The sequence below is a fragment of the Enteractinococcus fodinae genome (assembly GCF_031458395.1).
GTDB lineage: Bacteria > Actinomycetota > Actinomycetes > Actinomycetales > Micrococcaceae > Yaniella > Yaniella fodinae.
Genome location: NZ_JAVDYJ010000001.1, coordinates 1,767,514 through 1,781,717, shown reverse-complemented (window position 1 = coordinate 1,781,717; position 14,204 = coordinate 1,767,514). Strand labels below are relative to the sequence as shown.

General features: G+C 56.4%; 16 protein-coding genes. 8 read left to right on the top strand and 8 right to left on the bottom strand.

Going from position 1 to position 14,204, the window contains the following annotated elements:
- Positions 1 to 8 precede the first annotated feature (8 nt).
- Genes hisB through J2S62_RS08250 form a run of 5 tightly spaced genes read left to right on the top strand, consistent with a single transcriptional unit; the run spans position 9 to position 3,117 of the window.
- Positions 9 to 626, top strand: coding sequence for an imidazoleglycerol-phosphate dehydratase HisB (gene hisB, locus J2S62_RS08270; RefSeq protein WP_310173521.1), 618 nt, complete (start codon positions 9 to 11; stop codon positions 624 to 626).
- Complete coding sequence (gene hisH, locus J2S62_RS08265; protein ID WP_310173519.1) at positions 626 to 1,264, top strand: imidazole glycerol phosphate synthase subunit HisH; 639 nt, start codon at positions 626 to 628, stop codon at positions 1,262 to 1,264. Before hisB ends, hisH begins: the two co-directional genes overlap by 1 nt.
- Positions 1,264 to 1,428: a hypothetical protein gene (locus J2S62_RS08260; protein WP_310173517.1), complete on the top strand. Its 165-nt coding sequence runs from the start codon at positions 1,264 to 1,266 to the stop codon at positions 1,426 to 1,428. Before hisH ends, J2S62_RS08260 begins: the two co-directional genes overlap by 1 nt.
- A gap of 12 nt (positions 1,429 to 1,440) precedes the next feature.
- On the top strand, positions 1,441 to 2,187 hold the full coding sequence (gene priA, locus J2S62_RS08255) for a bifunctional 1-(5-phosphoribosyl)-5-((5-phosphoribosylamino)methylideneamino)imidazole-4-carboxamide isomerase/phosphoribosylanthranilate isomerase PriA (RefSeq protein WP_310173514.1): 747 nt from the start codon (positions 1,441 to 1,443) through the stop codon (positions 2,185 to 2,187).
- A 6-nt stretch (positions 2,188 to 2,193) separates the two neighbouring features.
- Positions 2,194 to 3,117 carry an SseB family protein gene (locus tag J2S62_RS08250; RefSeq protein ID WP_310173513.1) on the top strand — a complete coding sequence of 308 codons (924 nt, stop codon included), beginning with the start codon at positions 2,194 to 2,196 and terminating at the stop codon, positions 3,115 to 3,117.
- 1 nt (position 3,118) lies between these two features.
- On the opposite strand, the gene J2S62_RS08245 is transcribed toward J2S62_RS08250, so the two are convergent.
- Genes J2S62_RS08245 through J2S62_RS08235 form a run of 3 tightly spaced genes read right to left on the bottom strand, consistent with a single transcriptional unit; the run spans position 3,119 to position 5,476 of the window.
- Entirely contained in the window at positions 3,119 to 3,604 is a 486-nt protein-coding gene (locus J2S62_RS08245) for a MarR family winged helix-turn-helix transcriptional regulator (RefSeq protein ID WP_310173511.1), read from the bottom strand.
- Positions 3,576 to 4,271: a CE1759 family FMN reductase gene (locus J2S62_RS08240; RefSeq protein WP_310173509.1), complete on the bottom strand. Its 696-nt coding sequence runs from the start codon at positions 4,269 to 4,271 to the stop codon at positions 3,576 to 3,578. The genes J2S62_RS08245 and J2S62_RS08240 overlap by 29 nt, the downstream gene beginning before the upstream one ends.
- A 44-nt stretch (positions 4,272 to 4,315) precedes the next feature.
- On the bottom strand, positions 4,316 to 5,476 hold the full coding sequence (locus tag J2S62_RS08235; protein WP_310173507.1) for an LLM class flavin-dependent oxidoreductase: 1,161 nt from the start codon (positions 5,474 to 5,476) through the stop codon (positions 4,316 to 4,318).
- Between the two features lie 186 nt (positions 5,477 to 5,662).
- On the opposite strand from J2S62_RS08235, the gene J2S62_RS08230 reads away from it, so the two are divergent.
- Positions 5,663 to 6,112 (top strand): (deoxy)nucleoside triphosphate pyrophosphohydrolase, encoded by a 450-nt coding sequence (locus J2S62_RS08230; protein WP_310173504.1) that lies wholly within the window; start codon positions 5,663 to 5,665, stop codon positions 6,110 to 6,112.
- Positions 6,113 to 6,123: 11 nt separating this feature from the next.
- Here J2S62_RS08230 and J2S62_RS08225 read toward each other — a convergent pair whose 3' ends face one another.
- From J2S62_RS08225 to J2S62_RS08205, 5 genes are read right to left on the bottom strand one after another with little or no spacing between them, the layout of a single operon-like run.
- Complete coding sequence (locus J2S62_RS08225; protein WP_310173502.1) at positions 6,124 to 6,978, bottom strand: HpcH/HpaI aldolase/citrate lyase family protein; 855 nt, start codon at positions 6,976 to 6,978, stop codon at positions 6,124 to 6,126.
- Complete coding sequence (locus tag J2S62_RS08220) at positions 6,975 to 7,475, bottom strand: MaoC family dehydratase (RefSeq protein WP_310173500.1); 501 nt, start codon at positions 7,473 to 7,475, stop codon at positions 6,975 to 6,977. The genes J2S62_RS08225 and J2S62_RS08220 overlap by 4 nt, the downstream gene beginning before the upstream one ends.
- Before the next feature lie 7 nt (positions 7,476 to 7,482).
- Positions 7,483 to 8,622, bottom strand: coding sequence for an acyl-CoA dehydrogenase family protein (locus J2S62_RS08215; RefSeq protein ID WP_310173497.1), 1,140 nt, complete (start codon positions 8,620 to 8,622; stop codon positions 7,483 to 7,485).
- 21 nt (positions 8,623 to 8,643) lie between these two features.
- Positions 8,644 to 10,632 carry an acetyl/propionyl/methylcrotonyl-CoA carboxylase subunit alpha gene (locus J2S62_RS08210; protein ID WP_310173495.1) on the bottom strand — a complete coding sequence of 663 codons (1,989 nt, stop codon included), beginning with the start codon at positions 10,630 to 10,632 and terminating at the stop codon, positions 8,644 to 8,646.
- 5 nt (positions 10,633 to 10,637) lie between these two features.
- Positions 10,638 to 12,245 (bottom strand): carboxyl transferase domain-containing protein, encoded by a 1,608-nt coding sequence (locus J2S62_RS08205; RefSeq protein ID WP_310173493.1) that lies wholly within the window; start codon positions 12,243 to 12,245, stop codon positions 10,638 to 10,640.
- Positions 12,246 to 12,332: 87 nt separating this feature from the next.
- Here J2S62_RS08205 and J2S62_RS08200 point away from each other — a divergent pair, with 87 nt between their 5' ends.
- Both J2S62_RS08200 and pheS read left to right on the top strand, forming a co-directional pair.
- On the top strand, positions 12,333 to 12,980 hold the full coding sequence (locus tag J2S62_RS08200) for a TetR/AcrR family transcriptional regulator (RefSeq protein ID WP_310173491.1): 648 nt from the start codon (positions 12,333 to 12,335) through the stop codon (positions 12,978 to 12,980).
- Between the two features lie 161 nt (positions 12,981 to 13,141).
- Complete coding sequence (gene pheS, locus J2S62_RS08195) at positions 13,142 to 14,203, top strand: phenylalanine--tRNA ligase subunit alpha (protein ID WP_310173489.1); 1,062 nt, start codon at positions 13,142 to 13,144, stop codon at positions 14,201 to 14,203.
- Position 14,204 lies beyond the last annotated feature (1 nt).

Below are 14,204 nucleotides of genomic sequence, written 5' to 3'. Positions count from 1 at the left end.
GCACCGCTATGGCAGCAGAATTACTTTCTGGTCGAAAAGCGTCGATGCAACGAACAACCTCGGAATCGGATGTCTACGTTGAACTCGACCTCGACGGTACCGGAACGTCGAAGATTTCCACCGGAGTGCCATTTTATGATCACATGCTGGATGCTCTGAGCCGGCACTCCTTGATGGATCTGACGGTCCAAGCCACCGGTGACATCCACGTAGATGTCCATCACACGGTCGAAGACGTCGCCATTACCTTGGGTGAGGTGTTCAAAGTTGCTCTGGGTGATAAACGCGGCATCCGCCGGTATGGCGAAGCCACCATCCCGATGGATGAAGCGCTGGCACGGGCCGTGGTGGATTTGTCAGGTCGGCCATATTTTCTTCACGAAGGCGAATCCGAAGCGCAGGTGTATCACCTCATCGGTGGACATTTCACCGGTGCCATGACCCGGCACGTTTTCGAGTCCTTCACCCACCACGCGGCCATTAACGTCCACGTCGACCTGCTGCGTGGGCGCGATCCGCACCACATCGTTGAAGTGCAGTTCAAGGCATTGGCCCGAGCGTTGCGTCAAGCCATCGAACAAGATCCTCGCGTTGAGGGCATCCCCTCCACTAAGGGTGCGCTGTAGTGCCAACCAAGGTTCCAACTATCGCAATAGCTGATTACGGCATCGGCAACCTCGGTTCGTTAGCAAACGCCCTAGAGCACTGCGGTGCCAAGGTGGTTTTGACGGACCAGGGCCAAGAACTGCTCGAGGCTGACGGCATGATCTTGCCAGGTAATGGCGCGTTCGCAGCGAGTAAAGCGGCCATGCAGGATCGCAGTATCCTGCGCTGGGTTGGGCAGCGCGTGGCCGGCGGACGCCCGGTATTGGCAGTCTGTGTAGGATTTCAGATCCTCTTTGACGGCTCGGAAGAGTTCGGGTCGCACGAGGGCATGGGAGAATGGCCAGGCACCGTCAAGAAGTTGCCGACCAAAGCCGTGCCCCACATTGGGTGGAGTCACGTCACGCCCGTGGCTGACAGCGCGCTGTTCGCCGGGCTCACCGATGAACGCTTTTATTTTTCACATTCTTACGGTGTGCTCGACTGGAATTTTGATCAGGGCAACGAAGCGATGGTTCCACCACAGGTCTCATGGGCTCATCACGATGCCGACTTCGTGGCAGCGGTAGAAAACGGGCCGCTGGCGGGCGTGCAATTCCACCCGGAATTGTCAGGTCGCGCAGGCCTGACCCTGCTGAAGAATTGGTTAGGATCGTTCTAATGCCTTGGTGGTCGACTCTGTTGCTGGCGCTGGGTGGCATCTTATTAGGTGGCGCTTGGTCCCTGCATCGTCAACAGGCTCCCGTGTGGACACGGATTGCCTTTGTGATTTTGGCAGTGATGGCCGTCATCGCCGCATTCTTTACCATCCCTTGGGCCGAATAGTTACGGAGAATCATGACCACACCTTTACAACTCTTACCCGCAGTCGATGTACAAGACGGTCAAGCCGTCAGACTCGTACAGGGCGAATACGGCACAGCCACAAACTACGGTGATCCCTTCGATGCGGCGATCGGATGGCAAAAAGCCGGTGCAGAATGGTTGCACCTAGTCGATCTCGATGCAGCCTTCGGCCACGGCAACAACCGTGAAATCATTCGCCGTATTACCGGAGAACTCGGTATCAAAATTGAGCTGTCCGGTGGCTTACGTGACGATGCTTCCCTCGACGAAGCTTTGGCGATGGGAGCTACCCGTGTGAACCTTGGCACCGCTGCGTTAGAAAACCCGGAGTGGACCGCGCAAGTGATCGAAAAATACGGGGATAAGATCGCCGTCGGACTCGACGTGCGTGGTGAAAAGCTCGCGACCCGCGGCTGGGTGGAAGAAGGCGGCAATCTGTGGGATGTGCTCGGCCACCTGGAAGAGGCTGGCTGTGCGCGCTATGTCGTAACAGATATCACCAAAGACGGTACGCTCACCGGCCCTAATACCGAACTGTTGGTGAAAATCGCCGAACACACCGGCAAACCCGTTATCGCTTCGGGAGGCATTTCCACGCTGGATGATATAGCCACACTGTCTACCATGGTGGATCAAGGGATCGAAGGCGCGATCATTGGCAAAGCCCTCTACGCCGGGCAATTTACCTTGCAAGAAGCGCTCCATGTAGCCTCCGCTCCCGCAGGCGATGACTCCTAAGGCTTTATGAAAGACCAACCACAACTGCCCGGACACATTCAAGCAGCCATCGATCGCAACCTGGCCCGCCAAAACCGGGATGCCTTCGGTCGTCCCGCGGACTCGGCCGGTACCAGTTGGCAAGGCCGCGATCTCACCGGTCCGGGCATCGACGGCTCGAAGAATCCGCTGCACGCATTCGACACGGACGATGGGCTAGAAGACGAGCGGTGGACCAAGGTCAGTCAAAAACTGCTTGCCGGAGAAGCGGATGAAAAAGATGTCTTCAAGGTGCTGGAAGCCATCCGTGTCTTCGCCGCTGTGGTCCCTACTGTGGCGGAAACTTCGACGCACACCCACCGTGATGAGCACGGACATGAGCACACGATGGAATCCGATAAGGAAGCCGATGTAGCACTTGTGTCTTTGAAGTCAGCCGATGGGCGCGGTGCGCTACCGGTCTTCACTTCTATTCCGAAGCTGACAGCATGGCATAAAGACGCACGGCCGGTGGCTGTATGGATGCCACGTGCCTGTCTCAGCGCCGTCGATGAAGGCAATGAGCTGGTGGTTGTCGATCCGGGCGCCAACCTTACATATGTGGTCCGTCGGCCTGGAGTGTATGCCCTCGCTCAGCAACAACAATGGACACCCTCCTACGAGGATGTCCAGATCGCTGAAGAACTCTCGAGCCTGACAGACCTCATCCCAGGCTTAGCCCAACTGGCAATGGCCCCCGGTCGCGGTGTGGCAACACAAACCGCCGACGGCAAAGTGATCCCCGGTGGGGGAGCCGGACCCGAACTGGCATTAGTCGCAACACCGCACGACCCCAACGACACGGTGGGAAACAAGCTGCTGCTCGCCACGTTGCAATCGTTGATCGCTGATCAACCACTACTCAATGAGCGTGCCGACACCGTCGAATTAGTTTTGGGTGCCGCCGAGTAGGTTAATCTTCGGGCACGTCATCCAGGTTTTGCGATACTTGAGAAAAGATGTGATGCAGCTGGATCAGCTGTTCCTCGGAAACGACATCAGTAAATAACTCTTTGACACCTATCGCATGAATGACCGAGGCGCGACGGAACAACGTACGGCCTTCCGGAGTTAACTCAGCCTGCCAGGCCCTGCCGTCTTCGGGACATTTCACTCGATTTACTAAACCCCGATCGGTCATAACCTTGACTTGATAGGTCAAGCGAGACGGTGAAAACACGATCGCTTCTGCCAGTTGCCCCATCCGCATTTGCCCATGGGGCGCTTCGGAGAGTAAGAGTAACGTGTTGTATTCACTAAGGGTCAGACCGACCTGCTGCTTGAGGCGTTTCTCCAACCGATCTAGTAAGCGCGCGGTTGTTTCAAAATACACTCGGAACGCCGGTCCGAGCGGTTGCTGTAGTTGATCGTCAGTCAGTTCCGTGAAGGAGTTGGTCAAATGGAGTCACCTCTAAATCCTTAGGCTGTGAGGGTGCACGACGTGGCCGCGGATCCATACGGGCGGTTACCTCGGCAAGATCTTGACCAGCTTGGGTTATGCGGCGGCTGAGGTATGCCGCATTCGAGTCAGGGTCTTCGCTACTGTGGGAGCTGTCGGCGGCTCCCCAGTCCTCGGTGGCAGCATAGACCCCGACGGGCATGACGCGCATGCGCAAGTAGGAAAAGAGTGGGCGCATGGCATTATCAATGACCAGCGAGTGGCGAGGGCTGCCACCGGTGGCACCCAGTTGGACGGGAACCCCTCGAAGGGCATCGCTGTCTATGAGATCCCAAAAAGACTTGAATAAACCCGAATAAGATGCTTTGAAGACCGGTGAAACCGTGATGATTGCGTCGGCTTGCTCAACTTCGGCAATCATTTCTGATAGTTTCTCTGATCTGCTAAATGTCACCAGCGATTCCGCGATGTCGGTGGCGACCTCACGTAATTCAGAATGATGTACGACTGGACGATACCCATCTTCGGCCAATGCGTCAGCCGTCGCTTCACTGAGGTGTTTCGCCAGCATCGCGCTGGAACTCGGATCGCTCAGACCCGCAGCGACCACCGCAATATGACGGGTATCCGGGGTAAACGGATCCGTCGATTCGAATGCTGTATCCATGATCTCCACGCCCCCCCAGAGGGTAAGTATACTCGGTCGTCCCGTTAGTTTGTTTCGTTTTCTTTGGCCTTCTGCCGATCGGCGTGGGCTTGAGACCCCTCGCCGCCGCCGGCTATCGGGGCGTTCCCCGCGGCGTGCCGGTTTTTTAGGAATTCGTGAGTCGGGGCGTCTGGAACATCCGCTGGACGATTCTTCGCAAATTCCTCCCGCAGCACCGGCAGCACCTTTTCGCCAAAGAGGTCGATTTGTTCCAAAACGGTTTCTGTCGGCAAACCAGCATGGTCAATTAAGAACATCTGCCGCTGGTAATCACCAACCCAGTCGCGAAATTCCAGCGTCCGTTCGATAACTTGTTGCGGCGACCCTACCGTGAGCGGAGTCATTTTCGTGAAGTCTTCCATCGTCGGACCGTGTCCATATACGGGCGCATTATCGAAATAGGGCCGGAACTCGTTCCATGCATCCTGAGAGTTCTCCCGCATAAACGCCTGGCCACCTAGGGCAACATAGGCCTGATGCGCCTTGCCGTGCCCATAGTACTCGTAGCGTTGCCGGTAGAGCTGCACCATCTGGATCACGTGTTCTTTATTCCAGAAAATATTGTTGTGGAAGAACCCGTCACCATAATATGCGGCTTGCTCGGCGATTTCAGGGGAACGAATGGAGCCGTGCCATACAAACGGCGGAACATCGTCGAGTGGACGGGGAGTAGCGGTGAACTGCTGTAAGGGCGTGCGGAAGCGGCCTTCCCAGTCCACCTCTTCCTCGCGCCATAAGCGGTATAGCAGATTGTAGTTTTCCACTGCCAGCGGGATGCCTTGGCGGATATCTTTACCAAACCACGGGTAGACCGGACCGGTGTTCCCCCGACCCATAGCCAGGTCCACTCGGCCATCGGCCAAGTGTTGGAGGTACGCGTAGTCTTCAGCTAAGCGCACTGGATCCATCGTGGTGATAAGCGTGGTGGCGGTCGAAAGGATTAAATCTTGGGTTTGCGCGGCGAGATAGGACAACAGCACCGGTGGGTTGCCAGGCGCCACGAAGGGCGGGTTGTGGTGTTGCCCGGTGGCAAAAACTTCAAAGCCGGCCTGCTCGGCATGCTTGGCGATTTTCACCGTGTCCAAGATGCGCTGGTGTTCTGTCGGGGCCTGTCCCGTATGGGGGTCAGGGGTGACATCCCCAATGGTAAATATGCCAAACTGCATTATTTTCTCCTACTGACGGATAATCCTTCAAAAATTAACTACTCTCTAGTGTAGCGAGACTGGAAAAGTATTTCAAATCTGAAATATATCCTGGGTCGAGTTCACAGAGCGGCCAGTATCGCGGTCATCGCAGCGCGGTACGTGATATCCCAAGCCGACGAGGTACGAGCCGCTAGGCTATCAAGCATGCAACATTCATCGTCGCGACCCATCGTGGTCGGTGCAGCCATTCTCGACAGTGCGCACCAACCCACCAAATTGCTTGCAGCTCGGCGAAAGGCGCCTAAGTCGTTGGCCGGGTTCTGGGAATTTCCCGGGGGCAAAGTAGAAGAGCACGAGTCCTTTGAAGCTGGGCTGTGTCGCGAGGTGTATGAAGAACTCGGCGTGGAAATTGCCATCCAGGACCTAGTAGTCGCCCCTGCACAGGACGGATGGCGGCTAGACAACGGCATGAACATGCACGTCTATACCGCGGTCATTACCGCAGGGCAGCCAGCCCCACTGATTGAACACGACCGGCTGGAATGGGTCGGGCTCAACGGATCGCAATTGCATGCTTTGGAATGGATTCCAGCGGATCGTCCGATCCTTGAGGCGCTGTTACAACAACTCGAACACGCCCGGACGTCGCCATAAGCCGGGACTACCTAGCGTGGTCCGTCCGCCAGTTTGGCTGCTCGTGTCACGACTGTGCGAGCGTGAGCGATGAGTGGCCCATCCACCATAGTGCCTCGGAACTGGAAGACTCCGCCGTGCTTGGGCACTTCTGCCAGTAGCGCTTGAGCATATTCCGACTCTTCTTCGGTGGGTGTATATGCCTGGCGGATGATAGGGACCTGTGCCGGATGGATGCAGGCCTTTGCCGTCCAGCCAGACGCGACGGCATCGTGGGCCTCATGGATAAATTGATCGGTCGGGGAGAGATCCGTATGAATCGTATCGATGCTGCCCTTGCCGGCCGCAGCGGCAGCTAACAAGACATTCGCCCGAGCAAACCTGGGCACGTCACGATACGTCCCATCAGGAAAGCGGGAGGATGAGCCACCTGTTGAGGCCATGAGATCTTCCGATCCCCACATCAAAGCTACAACGGCCTCATGTTTGGCGATCTGCTGGGCTCCCAGCACCCCGGCTGCCGTCTCGCATAAGGCAACCACCCCCACGCCGGGTAGTGCCGCTGCAACCGTGGCTATGTCGTCGGGATCTTCAACCTTCGGCACCATGACATAGCGTAAGTCGGTACCGGATAGGGCGGCCACGTCCTCGGTAAAGTCGGCTTCATCGACCGGATTGACCCGCACGACGGTTCGGGTTGCGGTGCTGGAGTCGAGCGTCGCCAGATGGTCACGAAGTGCATCGCGGGCAGCGGGTCGATCTGCCGGTGAAACGGCATCCTCTAGATCGATGATCACTGCGTCAGAACGTTCATAAGCTTTGGCATAGCGTTCTGGCCGGTCTGCCGGAACAAATAAGATGGCCGGGCCGAGTTCGAAAATGGTCATGCTGAAGCCTTCCGGTGGTGGGCTTCGGATTGCCAGAGCAAGGTCGATCGCACACATTCCGCCACCACATCACCGTGCTGGTTCCGGCCCAGGTGCCGGAACTTGATGATGCCTTGACCAGGCCTGGAAGAAGACAATCGTTTGTCTATGATTTCTGTTTCGGTATACAGCGTATCCCCGTGATACAGCGGTTTGGGAAAGCGGACCGTCTCAAAACCTAAATTCGCCACAATGGTGCCCTGGGTTAACTGCGCTACAGATGCACCAACGATCGTGGACAGGGTGAACATAGAATTAACCAACGGCTGACCGAATTCTTGCTGGGCCGACCAGTGAGCATCTAAATGCAGCGACTGGGTGTTCATCGTCAGGGTGGTGAAAAAAACATTATCGGCTTCCGTCACGGTCCGGCCCGGCGCGTGCTGATAGACGACGCCAACTTCGATTTCGTCGTAGTAGAGTCCGCGTTGTTGCATAATGCGTGGTTCGGCAGGCATCTGGCTCCTAAAGACCTAGAGAACGGGCAATTAGCATGAGTTGGACTTCGGTGGTACCTTCACCTATTTCCAGGATCTTGGAATCTCGGTAATGGCGTGCCACCAGAGATTCGTTCATGAACCCATACCCACCAAAGACCTGAGTAGCATCACGGGCGTTATCCATCGCAGCTTCGGAGGCCACCATTTTGGCGATCGCCGCTTCGGTTTTGAAGGGCTTACCCGCAACCAATTTCTTGGCCGCCGCATAATATGCTGCCCGCGCAGCATACGCGCGAGCTTGCATTCGAGCGATCTTGAACGAAATGCCCTGATTATCGCCAATGGGGCGACCAAAACTGGTACGTGTTTTGGCGTATGCGACAGCCTCATCGACACAACCTTGGGCGGCACCGGTAGCGAGCGCAGCGATGGCGACTCGACCCTCATCTAAGATGTCCAAGAAGTTCGCGAAACCGCGACCGCGTTCACCGAGCAAATTGGTCTCAGGTACTTGAACATCAGTCAGGGTTAATGGATGGGTATCAGAAGCATTCCATCCTACCTTGTCATAGGCTGGTTCAGCGGTGAATCCGGGGGTATCGGTTGGCACGATGATGGTAGAAATCTCATCGGGACCGGTGACCGCGGTGACGGTGACCATCGCGGTGATGTCTGTGCCGGAGTTTGTGATGAACTCCTTGTTGCCGTTAATGGTCCACATCCCATCGTCCAGTATGGCTCTGGTCTGGGTACCCCCGGCGTCGGAGCCAGCACCGGGTTCGGTGAGGCCGAACGCCGCTAAGGTCTTCGCGTCCGATAGATCGGGCAACCATTGCTGTTTTTGTTCGTCGGTCCCAAACTTCACCAGCGGCATCATGCCCAACGACACCCCGGCCTCGAGCGTGATGGCTACCGATTGATCAACTTTGGCCACTTCTTCCAACACTAGGCACAAGGTGAAATAGTCGCCCCCTTGGCCACCGTATTGCTCTGGGATCGGTAGCCCAAAGAGCCCCATCTCACCCATTTGAGCGATGATTTCGTAAGGAAAAGTCTCTTCTCGGTCGTGTTGGGCCGCAACCGGTGCGATAACTTGCTGTGCAAAGTCTCGGACACCCTCGACCAGCGCGAGCTGTTCCTCATCCAGGAGGTGATCTAGTGACATGTCAAACCTTTCTTCGGGATGTTAGGCTTCGCCGGCGGCGGGTTGAGCGGCGGTGACGGTCAAGATGTTCTCACCGAGTCGAACCTGTTGCCCGTCGGTCACGTGAATGGAGACCGTACCGTCTAAGGGTGCTTTGAGCTGGTGCTCCATTTTCATCGCTTCGATGGTGACAACGGGATCACCTGCAGAGACCGCTGTGCCGTCGGGCAGGTGTACCGCGGTCACCGTCCCGGGTAGCGGTGCACGAACCTGAGGATCGATGCCCTGTTGCAGAGCGTCCATATTCACTAGCGCATCCACGACTTGTGCCTTGTGATCTAATACGGTGACTGCTCCGGTAAAGTCCCGTGAAGCCAACCACACGCGTGTTCCGCTCGTGTGGGGCGGTTCGGCGACCATCGTCACCACTTCGACACCGTTGGCATCGCGATAGATGTATTCGTTCGGGCGGTGATGCGGTACTAATTCGGACTGTAGGTCCAGTGTGACATCGATGCGCACAGGGTCTTCCGCAGCATAGTCCACACGATAGGTGATGGGGGAGCTCGCATTGAGGCGGAACCCGTCGTGTGCCCACGCGGCACTCGGAGCGTGTTGCTGCTGATGAATGAAGAGTGCTGCCATATGGGCCTGGCGTGGATCGGGGGCATCGAAGGTCATCTCTGGGAGTCGTGCTTCGACCAGCGTCGTGTCGATGGTGCCGGCAACGACATCTGGGTCCCGGAGAAGGTGCTGCAAATATTCCAGGTTGGTGTTCACCCCCAGAACGACCATCTCGTCGAGGGCCTGATTTAACCGGGCCAGCGCCTGACTGCGGTCGGCCCCGGTGGCAATGACTTTGGCGAGCATCGGATCAAATTCAGTCCCAATGACCGCGCCGGTGCGTAAGCCTGAATCGACTCTGACCCCGGTTCCGGTGGGTTCTGCGAGGTGCCGAACGGTGCCGGTAGATGGCATGAAACCAGCAGCCGGGGTTTCGGCGTAGACGCGCGCCTCGATCGAGTGGCCAGAAAATTTCACTTGCGATTGCTTCCAAGCCAGGGGAGCCCCGGCGGCAATGCGCAGTTGTGCTTCGACGAGGTCAATACCAGTAATTTCTTCGGTGACCGGGTGTTCAACCTGCAGGCGTGTATTCATCTCCATGAAATGAAACTTGTCGGGTTCAGCATCGGAGACGAGAAACTCGACGGTCCCAGCCCCTACATACTCCACTGATTTAGCGGTATCAATCGCGGCCTGACCGATACGTTCGCGTGTCTCCGGCGTCAGGAGGACAGAAGGTGCCTCTTCAATGATTTTCTGGTGACGGCGCTGCAATGAACACTCGCGCTCACCCAGATGAATCACATTGCCGTGGGTATCAGCAAGAATTTGGACTTCAATATGTCGGGGCGACCGGACAAGTTGTTCGATCAGTAACGTGTCATCACCGAAGGCTGCCTTGGCAACTCGACGAGCTGTTGCGAGCTGTCCGGGCAACTGCTCGTGAGTCTCAACTATGTGCATCCCTTTACCACCGCCACCGGCCGAAGGCTTAATGAGCATGGGGAAGGTCATATGACGGGTTGCTTCGATGAGTTGTTCATCGGTCAGTCCGGCTTCCGAGACGCCATCGACTATAGGCACCCCAGCGTGGGCGACATGGTTCTTCGAACGAATTTTGTCACCCATCACGTCCAGAGCATGCTCGGCCGGACCTATAAATGTCACACCAGCTCGCTGACATGCCCGGGCTAACTCGACGTTTTCGGACAGGAACCCATACCCGGGGTGGATGGCCTCGGCCCCGGTATCCACCGCTGCATCAACCACTGCTTGAGGATCCAGATACGAGGCAGCGGAGGTTGCCCCAAGACGCCGGGCCTCATCAGCGAATCGTACGTGTGCGGCATCTTGGTCTGCATCGGAGTAGATTGCCACGGAACGGATGCCAAGATGATGCAGTGTTTTGGCGATACGAATCGCGATTTCACCGCGATTTGCGATAAGGACTTTTGAAAATAACCGCACAGTGCTCACATCCGAAAAAGACCAAATTGAGGGGCATTGAGTGGGGTCCGGGAACAAACATCTAGCGCCATGGCGACAATCCGCCGAGTATCTTGGGGCTCGATGATGCCATCATCCCAAAGCCGGGCTGTTGAATAATAGGCCGACCCTTGAGCGTTGTACTGATCCAAAATGGGTTGTTTGAACTCTGCTTCAGCCTCCGCGGACCACTCCTGACCCGCGGCCTCGTACTGGTCGCGTTTGACCGTGGCCAATACTCCGGCGGCCTGGTCAGGTCCCATGACTGAGATCCGAGCGTTGGGCCACATGAACAAAAAGCGCGGAGAATATGCTCGTCCGCACATCGAATAGTTGCCGGCTCCGAAGGAACCGCCGATCACCACGGTAATTTTGGGAACCCTGGTGGTCGCAACTGCCGTCACCATTTTGGCCCCGTTTTTGGCAATTCCACCGGCTTCGTAGTCTTTTCCGACCATGAATCCGGAGATATTTTGTAAGAACAGCAGCGGAATGCCGCGTTGATCGGCCAGTTCAATAAAGTGAGCACCCTTGAGCGACGACTCAGAAAATAGGATGCCATTATTGGCGATGATCCCCACTGGATGCCCATCAATGCGCGCAAAGCCTGTTACCAGCGTGGTCCCATAATCTTGTTTGAACTCGTGAAAGGTATCCGCATCAATGATCCGGGCGATAATTTCACGGACGTCATATGAGGTGTGTTGATCCTTGGGCACAATGCCAGCAATTTCACTGGCATTATAGGCGGGATCCAGGGCCTCGATTTTCTCCCAGATCCTGGGAGGCGTCTCCGGCAGGGTTGCCACAATATTGCGGACGATCTGGAGGGCATGATCATCATTTTCGGCGATATGATCTGCCACCCCGGAAACTGCGGTGTGTACTTCGGCTCCGCCGAGCTCCTCGGAGGAAACCACCTCACCGGTTGCGGCCTTGACTAACGGGGGCCCACCCAAGAATATCGTGGCCTGGTTCCGGACCATGACGGATTCATCGCTCATGGCTGGTACGTAAGCGCCGCCTGCGGTCGAAGATCCCAACACAGCGGAGATCTGCGCAATACCAAGTGCGGACAGTTGGGCTTGGTTATAGAAGATCCGCCCAAAATGATCTCGATCGGGAAAAACTTCGTCTTGTCGTGGCAAAAACGCGCCACCAGAGTCAACCAGATACACACATGGTAGACGGTTCTCTCTCGCGATTTCTTGGGCTCGCAGATGTTTTTTCACGGTAATGGGATAATATGTGCCGCCTTTGACAGTCGAATCATTGCACACGATCATCACATAGCGTTGCTCGACCACTCCGATCCCGGCGATCAGCCCAGCAGCCGGCGCGTCATCGTCATACATCCCAAACGCTGCTAGGGCACCGATCTCCAAGAAAGGCGAACCCGGATCCAATACACGGCGGACTCGCTCTCGAGGTAACAACCGCCCCCGATCGATATGCCGTTGACGTGAGCGCTCCGAGCCGCCCTGTGCCACCTCCGCGACGCGCTCACGCAGTAGGTTACTCAGTTGGCTGTGGTGAGTGAAGTTCGTTTGAAATTGCTCGGAGTTGGCATCAACTTGGGTGATCAGCTGTTGCATTCCTCTCCTGACCAGGTGCTCTAGACACGGCGACTAATTCAGTTTATGGTGACTAACTGAAGTTCAGATTAGTGATGGAGATCTCATTTGTCTAGTGCTGGTATAGAAATCAACGGAGGCGGTGCGAAGACGCAACGCCAGCTTGAGAAAGAGAAACGCCGGGAACAGTTGCTGCTTACGGCTGGCCGCCTCTTCGCCCAGCGGGGTTTCGCTGCGGTGTCCCTGGATGAAATCGGTGCTGAAGTAGGAGTTACAGGGCAAGCGATCTATCGTCACTTTGAGTCAAAGCAAGACATGTTGGGCCTATTGATCGGGCAGGCGAGTGCACATCTGTTGACCATCGGGAAACGGTTCGAAGCTGAACACCATAATCCGGTAGAGCGTTTGCAGGCACTGGTGGGATTACAAACAGACTTTGCGTTGAGCTCTTCAGATATTATTCGCATTCAGGACCGCGATTTGGCAGCTGTTGAGCCAATCAAACAGCGAGACATTCGTCGCACACAGCGAGAATATATCGCTATTTGGATTCGTGCCATGCGTCAGATCCACCCGGAGGAAACCGACGATCAATTGCTGATTCGAGCCCACGCACTTTTTGGCCTCATTAACTCGACCGGCCATTCATTCCGGGGACTAGCCAAACGGAAACAGACCGAGAATTTTTTGGCGTATCTCAAGAAAATGCTGCCCCAGATGGCTATGGAAGCCATCCATGCTGTCCCGGCTCCATAAATGTCCCGGTGTCAGTAGTCTCGGCAGCACTGTTGGTGTGTAGTACATCGGCAATAGTTCCGACTCCTAAGCTTCACGTCTTAGACTAGGTGGGGTCGAAACCACAAGGTTTCGTCCATCTTTGTGAATTCCTCGTACGACATCTAAGGCGTGTACCTCATATGACGGATACTTCGAATCTCCTCCAGGAGGTTTCACCGGCTGACGATGCGGCCGTCGATCAGGCGGTCCAGGCAGCCCTGGCGGCTTTTGAGGCGGCCGGAGACCTTGACGAGCTCAAAGCAGCTCGGATCGCTCACACCGGCGACAATGCGCCGCTCACCCTGGCGAACCGCAAGATCGGCAAGCTCGACAAATCAGAAAAAGCCGACGCCGGCAAACGGATGGGCCAAGCACGCGGCAAAATTGGCAAAGCGCTCGCAGCCCGTGAAGCACAGCTGCAGGCCGAGCACGAAGCTCGCATGCTGGAAGAAGAGACCGTCGACGTTACGACCGCTGTGCGTCGTCGGCGTCATGGGGCCCGGCACCCTCTGGAATTACTCCAAGAACGAGCATCTGACATCTTCGTGGGAATGGGATGGGAGATCGCCGAGGGCCCGGAGTTGGAATCCGAATGGTACAACTTCGATGCGCTGAATTTCGAACCGGACCACCCAGCACGGGAAATGCAAGACACCTTCTTCGTTGAACCGGTCGACGGGCACCTGGTGCTGCGCACCCACACCTCACCGGTTCAGATTCGTGCGATGCTCGAACGCGGTGCGCCCACTTATATTCTCGTGCCCGGTAAAACCTTCCGCACCGATGAACTGGATGCTACCCACACGCCGGTATTCCACCAGTTCGAAGGCCTAGCCGTAGACAAAGGCCTGACCATGGCGGATCTGCGCGGGACTCTGGAGTATTTCGCGACATCCATGTTTGGGTCCGAAGCGCGCATCCGGCTGCGCCCGAACTTCTTTCCCTTTACCGAACCATCTGCCGAACTCGATGTTTGGTATCCCGGTGCCAAGGGTGGCCCGCAGTGGGTCGAATGGGGCGGTTGCGGCATGGTGCACCCGCAGGTTCTCCGGGCCGCCGGTATCGACCCGGACATCTACTCTGGTTTCGCCTTTGGTATGGGCGTGGAACGTACTTTGATGTTCCGCAACGGAGTGACCGATATGCACGACATGATTGAAGGCGACGTGCGGTTCTCAACGCAATTTGGAATGGAGATTTAGT